Annotated in this window: 18 protein-coding genes; 8 read left to right on the forward strand and 10 right to left on the reverse strand. The window is 72.1% G+C overall.

Features of this window, described 5'->3' with window-relative positions; genetic code table 11:
• Window positions 1-63: 63 nt before the first annotated feature.
• The 4 genes from AC27IY_RS21290 to AC27IY_RS21305 all read left to right on the forward strand — a co-directional run bounded on the left by AC27IY_RS21290 (window position 64) and on the right by AC27IY_RS21305 (window position 3,710).
• Window positions 64-1,272, forward strand: a complete 1,209-nt coding sequence (locus tag AC27IY_RS21290) for a PP2C family protein-serine/threonine phosphatase (protein WP_487178956.1) — start codon at window positions 64-66, stop codon at window positions 1,270-1,272.
• Window positions 1,273-1,301: 29 nt separating this feature from the next.
• Entirely contained in the window at window positions 1,302-1,844 is a 543-nt protein-coding gene (locus AC27IY_RS21295) for a MarR family winged helix-turn-helix transcriptional regulator (RefSeq protein ID WP_364455503.1), read from the forward strand.
• Window positions 1,844-3,106, forward strand: coding sequence for a hypothetical protein (locus AC27IY_RS21300; protein ID WP_487178957.1), 1,263 nt, complete (start codon window positions 1,844-1,846; stop codon window positions 3,104-3,106). The genes AC27IY_RS21295 and AC27IY_RS21300 overlap by 1 nt, the downstream gene beginning before the upstream one ends.
• 73 nt (window positions 3,107-3,179) lie before the next feature.
• Window positions 3,180-3,710, forward strand: coding sequence for a hypothetical protein (locus AC27IY_RS21305; RefSeq protein WP_487178958.1), 531 nt, complete (start codon window positions 3,180-3,182; stop codon window positions 3,708-3,710).
• An 8-nt stretch (window positions 3,711-3,718) separates the two neighbouring features.
• Here AC27IY_RS21305 and AC27IY_RS21310 read toward each other — a convergent pair whose 3' ends face one another.
• The 6 genes from AC27IY_RS21310 to AC27IY_RS21335 all read right to left on the reverse strand — a co-directional run bounded on the left by AC27IY_RS21310 (window position 3,719) and on the right by AC27IY_RS21335 (window position 7,722).
• On the reverse strand, window positions 3,719-4,123 hold the full coding sequence (locus AC27IY_RS21310) for a hypothetical protein (protein WP_487178959.1): 405 nt from the start codon (window positions 4,121-4,123) through the stop codon (window positions 3,719-3,721).
• A gap of 87 nt (window positions 4,124-4,210) precedes the next feature.
• On the reverse strand, window positions 4,211-4,675 hold the full coding sequence (locus tag AC27IY_RS21315; protein ID WP_364455487.1) for a PPOX class F420-dependent oxidoreductase: 465 nt from the start codon (window positions 4,673-4,675) through the stop codon (window positions 4,211-4,213).
• A 38-nt stretch (window positions 4,676-4,713) separates the two neighbouring features.
• Window positions 4,714-5,493: a MauE/DoxX family redox-associated membrane protein gene (locus AC27IY_RS21320; protein ID WP_487178960.1), complete on the reverse strand. Its 780-nt coding sequence runs from the start codon at window positions 5,491-5,493 to the stop codon at window positions 4,714-4,716.
• Window positions 5,494-5,500: 7 nt separating this feature from the next.
• The gene (locus AC27IY_RS21325) at window positions 5,501-6,100 is read right to left on the reverse strand and encodes a cell wall protein (protein ID WP_344211385.1); all 600 of its coding nucleotides are present in this window, start codon (window positions 6,098-6,100) and stop codon (window positions 5,501-5,503) included.
• An 11-nt stretch (window positions 6,101-6,111) separates the two neighbouring features.
• A complete protein-coding gene (locus tag AC27IY_RS21330) occupies window positions 6,112-6,558 on the reverse strand; it encodes an RlpA-like double-psi beta-barrel domain-containing protein (RefSeq protein ID WP_344211383.1) in 447 nt (148 codons plus the stop codon).
• Window positions 6,559-6,762: 204 nt separating this feature from the next.
• On the reverse strand, window positions 6,763-7,722 hold the full coding sequence (locus AC27IY_RS21335) for a hypothetical protein (protein ID WP_487178961.1): 960 nt from the start codon (window positions 7,720-7,722) through the stop codon (window positions 6,763-6,765).
• Window positions 7,723-7,911: 189 nt separating this feature from the next.
• Here AC27IY_RS21335 and AC27IY_RS21340 point away from each other — a divergent pair, with 189 nt between their 5' ends.
• Window positions 7,912-8,616 (forward strand): ThuA domain-containing protein, encoded by a 705-nt coding sequence (locus AC27IY_RS21340; protein WP_487178962.1) that lies wholly within the window; start codon window positions 7,912-7,914, stop codon window positions 8,614-8,616.
• Window positions 8,601-9,686: a Gfo/Idh/MocA family protein gene (locus AC27IY_RS21345; RefSeq protein ID WP_487178963.1), complete on the forward strand. Its 1,086-nt coding sequence runs from the start codon at window positions 8,601-8,603 to the stop codon at window positions 9,684-9,686. The genes AC27IY_RS21340 and AC27IY_RS21345 overlap by 16 nt, the downstream gene beginning before the upstream one ends.
• A 36-nt stretch (window positions 9,687-9,722) precedes the next feature.
• On the opposite strand, the gene AC27IY_RS21350 is transcribed toward AC27IY_RS21345, so the two are convergent.
• Genes AC27IY_RS21350 through AC27IY_RS21360 form a run of 3 tightly spaced genes read right to left on the reverse strand, consistent with a single transcriptional unit; the run spans window position 9,723 to window position 10,844 of the window.
• Entirely contained in the window at window positions 9,723-10,034 is a 312-nt protein-coding gene (locus AC27IY_RS21350; protein WP_344211375.1) for a hypothetical protein, read from the reverse strand.
• Window position 10,035: 1 nt separating this feature from the next.
• A complete protein-coding gene (locus tag AC27IY_RS21355) occupies window positions 10,036-10,389 on the reverse strand; it encodes a PRC-barrel domain-containing protein (RefSeq protein WP_344211373.1) in 354 nt (117 codons plus the stop codon).
• 17 nt (window positions 10,390-10,406) lie between these two features.
• The gene (locus tag AC27IY_RS21360; protein WP_487178964.1) at window positions 10,407-10,844 is read right to left on the reverse strand and encodes an anthrone oxygenase family protein; all 438 of its coding nucleotides are present in this window, start codon (window positions 10,842-10,844) and stop codon (window positions 10,407-10,409) included.
• 145 nt (window positions 10,845-10,989) lie between these two features.
• Here AC27IY_RS21360 and AC27IY_RS21365 point away from each other — a divergent pair, with 145 nt between their 5' ends.
• Window positions 10,990-13,512 carry a polysaccharide lyase family 8 super-sandwich domain-containing protein gene (locus tag AC27IY_RS21365; RefSeq protein ID WP_487178965.1) on the forward strand — a complete coding sequence of 841 codons (2,523 nt, stop codon included), beginning with the start codon at window positions 10,990-10,992 and terminating at the stop codon, window positions 13,510-13,512.
• Window positions 13,513-13,522: 10 nt separating this feature from the next.
• On the opposite strand, the gene AC27IY_RS21370 is transcribed toward AC27IY_RS21365, so the two are convergent.
• Window positions 13,523-13,741 (reverse strand): hypothetical protein, encoded by a 219-nt coding sequence (locus tag AC27IY_RS21370; protein WP_423476914.1) that lies wholly within the window; start codon window positions 13,739-13,741, stop codon window positions 13,523-13,525.
• Window positions 13,742-14,102: 361 nt separating this feature from the next.
• Here AC27IY_RS21370 and AC27IY_RS21375 point away from each other — a divergent pair, with 361 nt between their 5' ends.
• Window positions 14,103-15,422: a cellulose binding domain-containing protein gene (locus AC27IY_RS21375; protein WP_487178966.1), complete on the forward strand. Its 1,320-nt coding sequence runs from the start codon at window positions 14,103-14,105 to the stop codon at window positions 15,420-15,422.
• Window positions 15,423-15,712 lie beyond the last annotated feature (290 nt).

The following is a 15,712-nucleotide window of genomic DNA, read 5'->3' on the forward strand; positions in this document are numbered from 1 at the left end:
TTATTTGCTATCGTGCAAATTTATCGGTGGCGCGCGGAACGCGCCTGGAGAAGAGGACATGCGTTGGGCAGCATTTCCGAGGGCGTTCACGCGGTGCGACAGGCCATGCAGGCCGCTCCGCCCTATGCCGTGGCCGAGGCGCTGCGCGACGCGGTGACTCTGCACTTCGCCGTCGAGCGCGTCGAGGTGCTCCTCGCCGACCCGGCGTTGGTCACGCTCCGTCCCGTTCTCGAAGAGTACGCACCCGGCGCACGTGGTCTGGCCATCGACGGCACGCCCGCCGGCCGCACGTTCGCCTCGCAGACGCCGCAGCGCGAAGGCACCCTGCTGCACCTGCCCGTCAGCGCGTGCGGCGAGCGCGTCGGCGTCCTCAGCCTGAGCTTCGGCACGCCGCCCGGCACGGAGGCCGTCGAGGACCTCCAGGAGATCGCCACCGCGCTCGGCCACATCCTGTGTGACGCCTACCGCATCACCGACCGTTACCACCGCGTACGCCGCGCCGCCCGCCTCACCCTCGCCGCCGAGATGCAGTGGGCGCTGCTGCCCGGCTGCGGCCACCAGGGCGACGGCTACCGCCTGGCCGGCCAGCTCGAACCCGCGTACGCCGTCTACGGCGACAACTTCGACTGGGCCTGCGGCCCGCGCGGCCTCATCCTGTCGGTCACCGACGGTATGGGCGCCGGGGTCGAGGCCGCGATGCTCACCACGCTCACCATCACCGCGCTGCGCAACGCCCGCCGCTCGGGCGCGGGCCTGGAGGAGCAGGCGGGCCTCGCCGACGAGGCCATCTACAGCCAGTACGGCGGCAGTCTCCACGTCTCCACCCTGCTGATGAGGTTCGACGCCGAGACCGGTGAGGCGGCGCTGGTGGACGCCGGCTCGCCGCGGCTGCTGCTCATGCGCGGCGGCCAGGTCCGCCACATCGAGCTGGAGCAGCAGCTCCCGCTCGGCATGTTCGGCAACACCGCCTACACCGAGCAGCACCTGCGGCTGGAGCCCGGCGACCGGCTGATCGTGGCCAGCGACGGCGTCTACTCCTCGCGCTCGCAGGGCGGTACGGAGTTCGGCGGCTCGTCCCTGGAGTCTCTGATCAAGTCCACGCGCATGCAGCCGGCCGATGAGGCGGTCCGCACGATGATCAGGGGACTGCTGGACTTCCGGCGGGGCATGGAAGTGCTGGATGATGCGGTCGTGGTATGTCTCGACTGGACACCGGACCCCAAGCCGGGGTCGAAGCCATCCGGGCCGCATCCCGGGCGAGAACGACCATGACCGGCATCACCTCACTGAGTGGATAGCGTGTGATTGACGAGCCTGTTCCACCCGTTGAAGCGTTCGACTCCTTCGTCGGCCACCTGCCACCGACCGAATGGGCCCTCATCGAGAGGGAGGCGGCGGCCCTGGTCGCGGTCTGGGGCCGCTCACGTCAGGCGTTCGTCACGAAGGTGTCCTCCATCCAGCTCCAGGCCATGCTGACCATCGAGAAGCACGAGACGATCAACCTGGGCCGCCTGGCCACGGCGCTCGGGGCGGTGCCCTCGTCCGCGAGCCGCCTCTGCGACCGGCTGGAGGCGGCCGGGCTCGTCCGGCGCTCCCACGACGAGGAGGACCGGCGCGAGCTGACGCTCTCCCTCACCCCCTCCGGCCGCGCCCTCATCGAGGAGCTGCAGCAACTGCGGCGGGACGACCTCGCCCGGGTGCTCAGCGAGATGCCGCCCGCCGGGCGGATCGCGCTGCTGCGCGGGTTGCAGGCGTTCGCGGAGGCGGCCGACCGGGTCACGGCGCGCGAGACGCCCGAGGAGGACGAAGACTGGATCCAGATCGCCGCCCGCCTTCTCGCCTGATGAGGGCCGTAGCGTCGCTGCTGGTCGCGGCGAGCTTGCTGGTGGCGGTGGGGTGCGCGGCGGGGCAGGGGGCGAGTGGTTCTCCGTCGCCCGCGCCGACACCCCTGCCCACGGAGACGGTCACGCCCACGCGTACGGCCCCGTCCGAAGGGGCTCCGACGCCGGGCCCGGTGGTCACCCCGGCCGCCTCCCCCGGCGGCTGGCGTTACGCGTACGTCAGCGACCAGCCCGGCTCCCGCCTCACCGGCATCACCGCCGCCGGCCCTCGGGAGGCGTGGGCCGCCGGCTCCGAGGGTGACCGGCTCCTGCTGCTCCACCACGACGGCACCGCCTGGCGCAAGGCCGATCCGCCGCCCGGGGCGGCCGCGGTGCCCGAGGGCGCGGACGTCCGGATCGCCGCCTCCGGTCCGGACGACGTCTGGCTGCTGCTCCCCGAGCTCGGGGCCGACGACCAGGTCCAGGCGCTGACGGCCGTACGCTGGGACGGCTCCGCCTGGCATCGGGTCCCCGGGCGCATCGACTCCCCGTACGTCGCCGGCTTCGCGGTGCTCGGGCCCGCCGACGCCTGGGCCGTCTACGGCTCCGACCGCCGGGAGGCCGCCCACTGGGACGGCCGGTCCTGGACGAAGGTGCCGCTCCCCGCGTACGCGTCGGCCCTGGCAGGCTCCGGCTCCACCGGGCTGTGGGCCGTCGGCTTCCGCTCCTCCGGGCCGGGCGTCACCGAGAGCGAGATGGACCAGCCCGCGGCCATGCGCTGGGACGGGCGCTCCTGGCGGCTGGTGCCCACCCCGACGTACGCCTTCGCCCGGCCCAAGCCGCCCGAGGGCAGCGCCACGCTGGACGGCGTGCTCGTGCTGGGCGAGGACGACGTGTGGGCGATCGGGGTGCACACCTTCAACCACGGCGAGGTGGAGGACGAGCCGGCCGATCCGCCGCCGATCCTCCTGCACTGGGACGGCCGGAGCTGGAGCAGGCAGAACGCCCCCGGCGACAGCCACTACTGCTGCCCACGCCTGGCCGCCGGTCCCTCCGGCGGGGTCCTCGTCGTGACCGGCAGCCCGCGCCTGCGCGAAACCTGGCGGGTGGCGGCGCCCGGCGGGTCCGCGGTCCCGCTGCCGCGCCTGCCGGCGATCCCCGGGCTGAAGCGTTCGCAGTTCTTCAAGGTCGAGGGGGCGGCCCGCTCGGGCGCGACCTGGGCGGCCGGCACGCTGTCGGCGGACGGCGGCTTCTGGGGCCGCGCCGCCATCGCCGAGCTGCCCTGAATCGCCCTGCTGCCCTGAACCGCCGAGCTGCCCTGAATCGCCGAGCTGCCCTGAATATGATCAAATTCCGGGAATGGACCGAGCTCGGCAACTGGTAGGGGAGACGCTCCTCTACGGCTTCGCCTTCCTCCTGCTGACCGGCGCCTACCTCGCGCACTTCTACACGCCGAGCGGGCAGCTGGTGCCGTACGCGGGCGCGTACGAGCCGCTGCGCGGAACGATGATGACGGCCGCGTACGAGTCGATCCTGACGATGAGCTTCGAGGAGCCCCGCGCGCTGTTCGCGCGGCAGTTCCACACCAGGGTGATGATGGTGCTCGCGGTGGGCGCCGTGCTCTGGGCGCTGCTCGGCCGCGTCAGGTACGCCCTGGCGGTGCTCGGCCTGATCGCGGTCGCCGGGGTGGCAGGATACGGGGCCGCCGACGCGCTCGTCCTGGTGCAACTGCCCATCCCCGTCTGGTACGGCCTGCACCTGGCGGCGGCCCTGGCGGTGCTCGTGACGCTGGTGGTGTCCTCGCGCCGCGAGGCCGCCAGGCAGCCGCGCACGCTCGCCTTCACGGCGCTCGCCGCAGGTCTCGCCCTGCTGGCGGTCTACGTGCTCTGAAGCGGAGGTCAGCCCTGCTTGAGCACGGGCTTCCACTTGGAGCACTCGCCCGTGGGACGGGAGGCGGTGCCGCGGCAGACCTGCATGCGGATCTGCAGCACGTTGCGGTAGTCCTTCTTGAACGAGCCCACGCCCGGCCGGCAGTTGTAGAAGCCGTACGACTTCCAGCGGCCGTTGCGCGCGTCCTGCGCCTTCAGCACCGCCCACGCGCAGCCCTTGCCGCGCGTGTCCTCCAGCTTGCCCTCCACGAGGTAGCCGAACTGGTGGAGGTAGACCTTCCCCCACGAGCCGGCCATGCCGTCGGCGGAGTAGACGGGCCCCCACTTCCAGACGGCCGGCGTGGCCGAGGCGGGCGTGGCGGCCCCGGCCAGGGGCAGGACGGCGGCGGCGAACAGGACGAGCAGACGACGCATGAGGGGTCTCCGTGATCGGGCAAAGAACTTCACCCCACTACAGATAGGCCCTGGTACTTGCGATCGGCTTGAAGACCAGTGGTCCGCTCAAGGAGCGAGCCGGGCGGGGAAACCGCCGGTGGCGATCGGCCCCCAGCGGTCGATGTGGAGGCGGATCAGCGACTTGTCCTGGCGGCGCATCGCCTCGCGGTACTCGTCCCAGTCGGGGTGCTCGCCGGCGATGCACCGGTAGTACTCGACCAGCCCGTCCAGCGCCTCGGGCATGTCGAGCACCTCGGCGCGGCCGTCCACCTGCACCCAGGGGCCGTTCCAGTCGTCGGACAGCACGCAGATGGACACGCGCTCGTCCCGCTTGGCGTTGCGGGTCTTGGCGCGCTCGGGATAGGTGGACACCACGATCCGCCCGTCGGCGTCCACGCCGCAGGTGACCGGCGAGAGCTGCGGGCGGCCGTCGGCGCGGACGGTCGAGAGCAGGCCGTGATGCCGGGTGCGGAGGAAGTCGAGGAGCTCGGGCCGGTCGACCCGGCGCGCGGTGGCGATGTTCGGAGCCATGTGCAGGTGCCTTTCGGATCGTACGTGACCCGATCCTTTCACTGGGCGAGCGCCGCCTCGTCGACCAGGGCGACCCGGACGGCGCGCGGGTCGTCGCCGGACAGCGGCACCGCGAAGACCGCCGTGCTCGGGCCCGCCCCGTAGACCACGAACCTGGTCCCGTCCTCGTCCCAGGTCTCGCGTACGTCGGAGGTGAGCCGCGCCGACGCCGAGCAGTACGCGGGGCTGCGGCGCAACAGGTGCAGCGAGGTCTCCAGGGGCACGTCCCCGGAGGGGGCCGGGGCGGCGAGCGGCGGGCGGAGGCGGACCCGGAGGCGGCGCAGCGGGACGAGCCAGTGCCGGTCCAGCTCGGAGGAGAGGGCGAGCAGCACCACGACCTCCAGCACGGCCAGGGGCGCCAGCGGCGGCTGCGCGGCCGGCGCGGTCATCGCCAGGAGCCCGGCGGCGAGCAGCAGCCCGGCGCGGGCGAAGGACCGTACGTCCACGGGCTTGGCGTGGTCGCCCAGGCAGCCGCAGGACGCGGCCGGCGCGGCCACGCGGGCGTAGCCGAGGTAGCCGAGGAAGCCCGCCGCCAGCAGCGCGGCGGCCGCGCCGTCCAGGGGGTGGAGTGGCGGGACGAGCAGTGCGGCGGCCACGGCGAGCTCGGCCAGCCCGACGAGGCGGAGCGCAGGGACCGCGCGCGCCGCGCCGACGAGCCCGGCCAGGGCGCTCCGCCCGGCCTGGGCCCGCATCCGCCTGCCGAACAGCTTCATCAGCCCGGCCCAGAGGAGGAAGAGGGCGATCACGTACGGCTGCGACGCGGCGATCCCGTTCATCATGCTTCTCCTAGTGGGGGGAGAACACGGTGGCGATGTCGACCTCGTTGGTGTCCGGCCGCCAGGCGCCCAGGATCTGTACGTGCTGGGCGACCTTCAGCAGGGACAGGTCCGCCGTGGGCGGCGACTCGGAGTGGATGGCGACCGACTTGCCGGGCACGACGTGGCACAGCACCTCGTGCCCGTTGTGGTCCAGGCGGAGGGTCTGGTCCTTGATGTCGGTGATGTGGCCCTTGATGTTGACGATGTTGAGCCACACCGCCTCGGCGGCCAGCATCCCGTCGGGCATGCGGACGCCGCGCGCGTACAGGCCGTCGCCCGGCCTGGCCTGGTCGAAGCCGACCGGTCCGAGCTTCCACAGGCTGGTGCCGTCCACGACGCGGATGGTGTGGAAGACCATGTTCGAGCCGAGGACGAGGAGCGTGTTGTCCTTGATCGAGCGGATCCTGCCCTCGGCGAAGTTCGGGTCGAGAGCGCCGGGCTCCACGCCGGGGGCGGCGGTGGTGGCGAAGGCGGCCTCGGGGCCGAGCGAGCCGAGCGCGGTCGCGGCCACGACGCCGGCGCCGCCGCCGAGCACGGCGGACTTGAGCACATCCCGTCTGCTGCGCATGTCCGTCCCCCTCACGCCGTCGAGATCTCGGCCGGGCGCAGGCCCGCGGACAGGCTGGCGATCGCGCTGAAGGCGGCCGGGGTGAGGTCGATCAGCCGGTTGCTCGCGCAGGTCGCGCCGCAGCAGCTCCGCTCGCCGCAGAACAGGTCGGTCTGCGGGCCGCAGTCGGCGATGGAGGTGACGACGCTCGTACCGGTGCAGAGGGCGGTGGTGCGGTGCCGGTAGCCGCAGGTGCGGCGGGACAGGCTGACTCCGCAGGAGTCGGGGCGGGTGATGGCCCAGCAGGCGTCGGAGGTGTTGGGCCAGGCGTGCTGGAGGCTGCCGGAGTTGCAGGTTCCGCAGGCTCCCTTGCCGGTGCTGCTGCACGGTCCCCAGGAATTGCCGCAGCAGAACCAGGAGACCTCTCCTTGGACGGGGCCGAGTAAGTCGGCGGGCGGGCCGGACGTGGTACGCGCCATGCGCGTCTCCCTTCGGGTGAGCTCCGGGGGGTCTCGACGGATCGAGGGATTGAAGCTTTCCGACTCGATCTATGAGTACCATGTAAGGATTTTTCGTCAATGCCTGACTTGTGGCCGGAGTCGCCAGAGAGGGAGGAGGGGGGTGACGTCCCGGGCGGTGACCAGGGACGCGGGGGTGCTGCCCGGGAACGGACGCGCGGCGGGTCAGGAAGCCGGCGTCGGCGTTTCCGTGGGGGTGTCGGTCGGGGTGTCGGTGGGGGTGTCGGTGGGTGTCTCCGTCGGAGTCTCGGTCGGCGTCTCGGTCGGCGTCTCGGTCGGGGTCGCCGTCGGGGTCTCGGTCGGGTTCTCGGGCAGAGTGACGGTCGGGGTGGGGGCCGGCGTGGGGCACTCGGCGGGCTTACGCCACGACGGCGCCGGGGCCCACCACTGCCGGAGCTGGCCCCAGCCCTTCCACGAGCGCTTGACCGGCCGCGACAGGTCGTAGACGTAGAGGGCGGTGCCGCCGTCCGTGGCCTCCTGAGCGGCGCCGCCGTCCGTGCCGTCCGCGGGGGCCGCAGGGGCCGCAGGGGTCGCGGGGGTCTCAGGGGTCGTGGGAGTCGCCGGGGTAGTGGGGGCCGCCGGGGTCGTGGGGGCCGCCGGAGTGGGGGTGGCCGGGGTCGTGGCGGCCGGGGAGAGCGCGGTGACCGACACCCAGTCGTCCTGCTTGACCGCGCTGTTCCCGCGGCGGCCCGCGATCGTCCGGGTGTCCTCGCCGATCGTGTACGTCCGCTCGAAGCCGTCCTGGCTGCGTACCGTGATGGAGTCCTCGGCGACGGCGGTCGCCCGGCCCGTCTGGGCGGAGAGCGTCACCGAGCCGCAGCCGTCCTTCGTGGGCACCGCGAACTCGCCGTGCATCGCTCCGACGAAGCCCCAGGGGCTGAGCGGCGCGAGTTCGGGAACAGGGGCATCGGTGGGGGTCTCGGTGGGGGCGTCGGTGACGGTGACCGTCTCCGTGGGGGTCGGGGTCAGGGTCTCGGTCGGGGTCGCGGTGGGCGACGGTTCGGCAGGCGTGGCGCCCGCCGCCGCCGTGGCCACGCCGGCTCCGCCCGCCGCCATTAACACGGCGGTGGCGGCGACGAACACCGGTCGCCGGATCCGGCTGTCGCGAGGTTGATGGGCCTGCATAGGCGTTACCTTTCGTGTCATTCGCCGACATTCAACTCATGAGAACCCCGCCCGACTAAGGCATCCGTAAGCTGCCGCCCCTCGTGCCGCGCCGTGGGGTCCTGCCCGGAAAGCGCTGCCCACTTCCGTGTTGCTTATGCCGGGATGCGACGATCGGATCGTTCGACCCATTCGGCGATAGGCGAAAGCATGGCAAGTGACCAGGGCCGCAGGGCTCTCGTGGTCCGGGGCGGCTGGGAAGGGCACGCCCCCGTGGAGGCCACGGAGCTCTTCATCCCCTTCCTGGAGAAGAACGGGTTCGAGGTGCGGAGGGCGGACTCGCCCGCGCCGTACGCGGACGCGTCGTACATGTCCGGCGTCGACCTCATCGTGCAGTGCTACACGATGGGAACCATCCAGCCCGACGAGCTGAAGGGCCTGGAGGCCGCCATCCGCGCCGGCACCGGCATGGCGGGATGGCACGGCGGCATCGCCGACTCCTACCGCAACTCCTCCGACTACCTGCACCTCATCGGCGGCCAGTTCGCCTGCCACCCCGGCAAGCACCCCGACGAGCGGGAGGGCACGCAGGCCGACAACTTCGTCCCCTACACGGTGAACCTGCTGCCCGAGGCCGCCGAGCACCCCATCACGGCGGGCCTCACCGACTTCGACCTCGTCACCGAGCAGTACTGGGTGCTCACCGACGACTACATCGACGTGCTCGCCACGACCACCCAGAAGGTCCGCTCCTGGGACCCGTGGCACCGCGAGGTGACCTCGCCCGCGCTCTGGACCCGCCAATGGGGCGAGGGCCGCATCTTCGTCACCACCCCCGGCCACAGCCTGGACGTCCTCCAGCACGACACCGTACGCACGATCATCGAGAGGGGCATGTTGTGGGCCAGCCGCTGAACGTCGGCGTCGTGGGCTGCGGCGCGATCTCGGCCCAATATCTCAGCACCATCGACCGCCTGCCGGGGCTCCGCCTCGCGGCCGTCGCCGACCTCGACCCCGGCCGGGCCGCGGAGGCGGTAGCCGCCTGGCCCGGCACCCCCGTCCTGTCCGTCGCGGACCTGCTGGCCGACCCCGGCGTGGACGTGGTGCTCAACCTCACGATCCCGGCCGCCCACGCCGAGGTCGCGCTCCAGGCGATCGCGGCCGGCAAGGACGTCTACGGCGAGAAGCCGTTGGCGGCCAACTCCGCCGACGCGGCGAGGGTGCTGCAGGCGGCAGAGGCGGCCGGCGTACGGGTCGGCTGCGCGCCCGACACCGTGCTCGGCACCGGCACGCAGACCGCCCGCAAGGCCGTGGACGACGGCCTCATCGGCCGCCCGGTCGCCGCCACCGCCACGATGGTCACTGCCGGCCACGAGCGCTGGCACCCCAACCCCGACTTCTACTACGTCCCCGGCGGCGGCCCCCTCCTCGACATGGGGCCGTACTACGTCACCAGCCTGGTGACGCTCCTCGGCCCGGTCACCTCCGTGATCGGGGCGGCCTCCCGCCTGCGCGGCAAGCGCACGATCGGCTCAGGACCGCGGCGCGGCGAGGAGATCCCGGTGTCCGTGGACACGCACGTCACCGGCGTGCTGGTGCACGAGTCGGGCGCGCTGTCCACGCTCGTGATGAGCTTCGACGCGCCGGCCAGCAAGGCGCCGAACATCGAGGTGCACGGCGAGCGCGGCTCGCTGGTCGTCCCGGACCCGAACCACTTCGACGGCGTCGTCCAGCTCTCCGCCGTGGGCGAGGGGGGTTGGCACGATCTGCCGGACTCGGCCGGTTATGTGGCGGCGGGCCGCGGCGTCGGGCTGGCCGACCTCGCCGCCACCCCGGCGGGCGAGGAGCCGCGGGCGAGCGGGACGCTGGCCTTCCACGTCCTCGACGTCATGGAGTCGCTGCTGGCCTCGGCCGGTTCGGGGGCCGCGGTCACGGTGGCCAGCACCTGCGAGCGGCCGTCGCCGGTGCCCCTGCTGACCTTCTGAGAACCGGTGCCCCTGCTGCCCCTCTGAGAACCCGGATCATGGGCGCGGCGAGGTCCGCGTCCATGATCCGCTCCATCCGCGGTGCGAGCGCCGCCCCGACGCCGCCACGCACTTGCGGCACACTTCGCTGATCTCCTCGGCCGCGCCGCCGGACTCCGGGAAGACCTCGGGCCAGCGGACGTGGTGGAAGCGCAGCAGCCGGGCCCGGCTCAGCTGCAGGCCGCACAGGGTCTGGTTCGTGCCGGGCTGCCAGGCGTGCGCCTCGCCCGCGGGCATGCGCACGCCGTCGTCGTCGCGCCACTGCCCGGAGGCCGCGACGGAGGGCTCGCCCCGCCTGCGTCCCGGCATGTCACCTCGAATCGGGGAAGCCGGCGTAGTAGCCGCCGACCTCGTCGTGGTAGCGGGTGTCCCGGTAGGTCTTCTCGTCGAACTCCGGGGCCTTCTTGATCTCTTCCTTGGTCCGCCCGACATGGATCGTGCGGGCGTCCTCGTCGATGTGCTCCACCGCCCCCGCGGGGATGAGCACCTTCTTGCCGAAGATCCACGGGCCGGTGTGCACGACCACGTAGCTCTCTCCGACCGCGTTGTTCGCCTCGTCCACCGTGCCGATCTTGCCGTCGGTCGCGTCCACCTCGAAGCCGACGAGGTCGAGCGACTCGCGTAGCCCCAGCTCAGGACGGTACTGCCACAGATTTTCGAGCATGTCCGCCCCCTACCCCGTCACAGCGCGCCAATCGCGGCCCCGACCAGCGCCAGGCTCACCGTGGAGCTGGCCGCCCGCACCGTGTTCCACGCCGTCCACCTGCGCGCATAGTCCTTCCACCGCATCGTGCCCGCGTCGAGCGCGTTGTTCATCGGGACGTTCACCGCCACGGTGACGAGGAACGAGCCGGCGAAGCCGACCCCGGCCGCCCCGAGGAACCACCCGGCCGACGCGCCGCCCGCGAGCAGCCCGGCCACGAGCGCGGCCACCGGCGAGCCCAGGAACACCAGGAACAGCCACGGGTTGAGGATCTTGCGGTTGACGCTCCGCATCGCCGCCTCGGCCTGCGCGGGCTCGATCGCGTTCAGACCGGGCATGACGGACATCGAGAAGGCGTAGAAGAGGCCGGCGAGCAGCCCGTGCAGGACGAGCGTGAGCAGGGCGAGAATCAGCATGCCCCCATCGTGGCGACAGGCGGGTGAGACGGTCCATGCACAGGACGCTCACTCCCATAAGCGACGCTCTCCTCGGGTCCTGTGCGGGCTGAAAGAGATCATGTAAGGTGAGCGCGGCCCGTCCCCCAACGGCCTGGAGCCCGCCGTGCCGCAGCCTTCCCGCCGCCAGGTTCTCTCCCTGCTCCCCGCCGCCGGCCTGCTGGCCGTGGCCGGCCCGCTGCGCGCCGCCGCCGAGGCGGGCGGGTTCGACCACGCGCGGCTGATCGCCAACACCGTCGCCATGCTCGCCGGGACCCCCGAGGTCAACGCCAGGCCGGAGGTCGCCGCCAAGCTCGCCGCCGTGCTCGCCACCGCCAGGCAGCGGCTCGCCGCGATGGACCGGGCGGGCGAGGGCGAGCTGTTCGCCGGCCTCGCGCTCGGCTCCGACGACGTCAACCTGCGCCTCGCCTTCCAGTACCTGTACGAGATCGCGCTCGCCACCCGCGTCCCCGGCGGGGAGCTCGCGGACGACGCCGCCGCCCAGCGCCGGGTCGCCGACGGCCTGCTGTGGCTGCACGAGCGCTACTACGGCGACCAGGCGAAGGGCTACTACGGCAACTGGCACACGTGGGAGATCGGCATCCCCACCCACGTCACCAGGACGCTCGCGCTGCTGGCCGACCGGCTGCGCGCGGAACGGCCCGACCTCACCGCCACCTACGTGGCCTCGATGGACGCCTACCTCCGCAACGGCAGGAACGGCGACGTCGACCTCGACTCGCGCTTCCACACCGGCGCGAACCTGGCCGACATCACCGCCAACCGCATCCTCCAGGGCGCGGTGTCCGGCGACGACGCCCGCGTGGCCAAGGCCGTCGCCGACCAGTCCACGGTCTTCGCCACCGTCGACCCGTACGCGCTCCAGCACGGCGTCACCGACGGCTACTACCGCGACGGCTCCTTCATCCAGCACGGCTCGGTGGCCTACACCGGCTCCTACGGCCGCGCCCTGCTCACGCGCGTCGTCCAGACGCTCAAGACGCTGGACGGCGCGACCGCGGCGGCCGGCACAAGCGACCTGCCGGGCGTCGTCTACCGCTGGGTCGCCGACGGCTTCGCCCCGCTCATCTTCGAGGGCTGGATGATGGAGATCGTCAAGGGGCGGGCGGTCTCGCGCACCGGCACCGGCTACGCCGACGTCGGCGTGGTCGTGGAGGCCGTCGCCGACCTGGCCGACCACGTGCCGGCCGAGCAGGCGCTCGCGCTGAAGAAGTACGTCAAGCACCTGCCGGCCGCCGACACCGCCGCCTTCGTCTCGCCGGTCAGCATCGCCCGCTACGCCGCGATCCGGGCCGACGCCTCGATCGAGGCCGCCGACCTCAACCCGCCCGAGCGCAGCGTCGCCTTCAACGCGATGGACCGCACCGTGCACCGCCGCCCCGGCTACGCCTTCGCCCTCGCGCGCAGCTCCGAGCGGATCAGCAAGTACGAGTACATGAGCGGCGAGAACCTCATGCCCTGGTTCCAGGGCGACGGCGCCCACTACCTCTACCTGGCGGGGGAGGACCAGCGGGCGGTGTTCGGCGTGGACTACTTCACGACGGTCTCGCCGTACCGGCTGGCCGGGGTGACCGCGCCGGCCGAGGAGCGCCGCACGGTCCCCGAGCTGTACGGCGGCCGTCTCTGGTACGACAACCCGGACCATCCGCTGAACTTCACCGCGTCCTCGGAGTCCCAGAACGCCTACGTGTACTTCCCGGTCGCCGGGAACGCCTTCTCGGGCGGCGCGACGCTCGGCGCGTACGGCATCGCCGGGATGGTCCAGTCCGACGACGCCGCCTGGGCCGCCAAGCAGGCGGGCCTGCTGCCCGACGACTTCGTCGCCTACCGGAACGCCCGCGCCACCAAGTCGTGGTTCCTGCTCGACGACGAGATCGTGGTGCTGGCCGCGGACGTCTCCGGCCAGTCGGGGCGGGCCGCGGTGACCACGGTGGACAGCCGCATCGCCGCTCCCGCCGACGCGGTGGCGCTCACCGGCGAGACCTGGACCGGCTCGCCGTGGCGGCCGGGGGCGACGGGCGAGCCGCGCTGGCTCCGCTACGCCAACGCCACCCGTGGCACCGCCGTCGGCTACGCCTTCCTCAGCCGCCAGCCGGTCAGCGCCGTCCTGGAGACGGTGACCCGCAGCCGCCGCGTCGTCCGCACGTCCAACCCGGACACTCCGGTCACGAAGAACGTCTTCACCGCCTCCGTCACCCATCCGGCGTCCGGCGCGCTGCCGGCTCTCGCCTACGCCCTGGTCCCGAACGCCACCGAGGCCCGCCTGCGCGCCTACGCGAGAGGGCCGCTGACCGTGCTGGCCAACGACCGGCACGTGCAGGCGATCGAGCACGAGGGGCTGGGCCTGATCGCCGCGAACGTCTTCACCGCGGGTCCGCGCCACGCCGGCCGCCTGCGCGTGGACGGCCCGGCCGCGGTCATCGTGCGGACGTCAGGGTCCCGGGTGAGCGTCGCCGTCGCGGACCCGACGACCCGGCGCGACCGCGTGAGCGTCCTGCTGCGCGGCCCCTCGCTGCGGCTCGACCGCGCCGACGAGGGGGTGACGGTCCGCCGCGTGCCCGGCGGCACGCTCGTCGAGGCCGTGACCCGCCGCACCTACGGCCGCACGCTCACCGCCACCCTGCGCTGACCGGAGAGGGTCAGGAGTAGAGGAAGTAGTAGGAGTACGCCGCCTTCCACTCGCAGCGCCACTCGTCCCACCAGCCCTGGCTCTCGCCGTAGGCGCCGACGCGCTGGCATTCCGCGGACGTGCGGTAGATACCGGTCAGCCTTTCCGCGTTCGCCGGCGCGGCGCCGAGCGTCAACGACAATCCGGCGGCCAGAAGGACCGGGACGAGAACCGCACGAACCTTTCGCATGAATCCTCCTGCGTTGGGGCGGATCAACGGAGCGGATCATTACATTGGCAGTCATCGCGGCTGAGATCAACACCGGGAGCCCGAAACTTTCCATCCGCCTTTTCGTGAGGGCGGCGCATGTTTCACCGGTGATTCTCGGACGTTTCCGGACGGGCTTTGACCACCGTCACATCCCTGGCATATCGTCGCCTCGCCCTGATCGATCGCGAGCCCGATCGATGACGAGGGCGAATCCGCACGGGGGCGTGTGTTGTTCTCACCTGCGCGACGGCTGACGCGCCGATCGCGGCTGCCCCGGCACGGGTGAGAGCCGGACGGCCACCTGCCAAGCGGCGATCATCCGAAACACCGGAGGCGCACCATGCAAGTTCGTTCCCGCCCGGCCGCGATCGTCGGCATGGTCATGACCATGCTGGCCGGCCTCGCAGTGTCGCTCGTCCTTCCGCCCCCGGCCCAGGCCGACCAGGTGATCAGCAACATCGCGTACGCGCCCGCGCAACCGGCCGGCTCCAAAGGACACCTGCTCGACCTCTACCTGCCGTCAGGCGGCACCGCACCCCGGCCGCTGATCATCTGGCACAGCGGCTCGGCCTGGTCGAGCGACGACGGCAAGACCGGCGCGGCCGCCATCGCCGCCGTGTTCAACCCCCTGGGGTTCGCGGTGGCCGGCGTCAGCGTCAGGTCCAGCGCCCAGGCGGTCTTCCCCGCCCAGGTGCACGACGTCAAGGCCGCCATCCGCTGGCTGCGCGCCAACGCCGCCACCTACCAGCTCGACCCCAACCGCTTCGCCATGATGGGCACCTCCTCGGGCGGCTGGCTGACGGAGATGGCCACGCTGACCGGCGGCGTCGCATCCTTGGAGGGCACCGTCGGCACGACCGGCGTCTCCAGCGCCGTGCAGACGGGGCTCGCCTTCTTCAGCCCGACCGACTTCCTGCAGATGAACGCCCAGAACCTGCCCACCGGCGGGCTGGACCACAACTCCCCTGCCTCGCCGGAGTCGATGCTGATCGGCTGCCCCATCCAGACCTGCCCCGCCCAGGTGGCCCTCGCCAACCCGGTCAACTACGTCGACGCCAACGACCCGCCGCTGCTGTTCCTGCACGGCCAGGCGGACTTCCTGGTGCCGCACGGGCAGAGCGTCCTGCTCTACAACAAGATCAAGGCGAGCTGCGGCCAGGGCCAGTTCATCTCGGTACCGGGCGCGGACCACGGCATCGACTTCGTCATGGACCCCGCCCACTACGGCACCCAGACCACCTACACCACCGCCAACTGCTCCAGCACCACCACGGCCGGCGCCCCCAACCCCACCTGGGACACCTTCGCCAACCACATCCGCGGCGGGCTCAAGATGGGCACCGCCTGCAAGGTCGCCTACGCGCCCACCACCTGGGACGGCGCCTTCTCGGCCACCGTCACCGTCACCAACACCGGCACGACGCCCGTCGACCGCTGGGCCGTGACCTGGACGTGGCCGGGCAACCAGCAGGTCACGGACTCCTGGAACGCCGCCGTGACGCAGTCGGGCACCCAGGCGACCGCGCGCGACGCCGGCCACAACGCCTATATCGGTCCGGGCTCCGCCCAGAGTTTCGGTCTCAACGGCACCTTCAGCGGGACGAACGCCAAACCGGCCGAGTTCAGGCTGAACGGCGTGGTCTGCACCCCGGCGGCCTGAGCGCCGATAATTTCGGAAAGACGCTCTGGAACCGTCCAAAAGGATGAACCGCAGCTCGCCGGGAAATAGGGTATTTCCCAAATCCGCCACGTTCCGCTGGATTCCGGTTACGGAAGGAAATCATCCAGATCGCGGACAGTTATATTGATTTTCCCGGCGAGCTGCCCCTATCCTTTCGCTCTCGTGAGGGCCGATCAAAGAGCGGACCGAAATATTTCGGCGGCCGGCGGCCCATCCCGCGTTATCGCCTGACCCGTTTACGGAAAGCTTCGCCGGCGTCCCCTTGAGAC

This window comes from Nonomuraea sp. B208 (genome assembly GCF_057536035.1).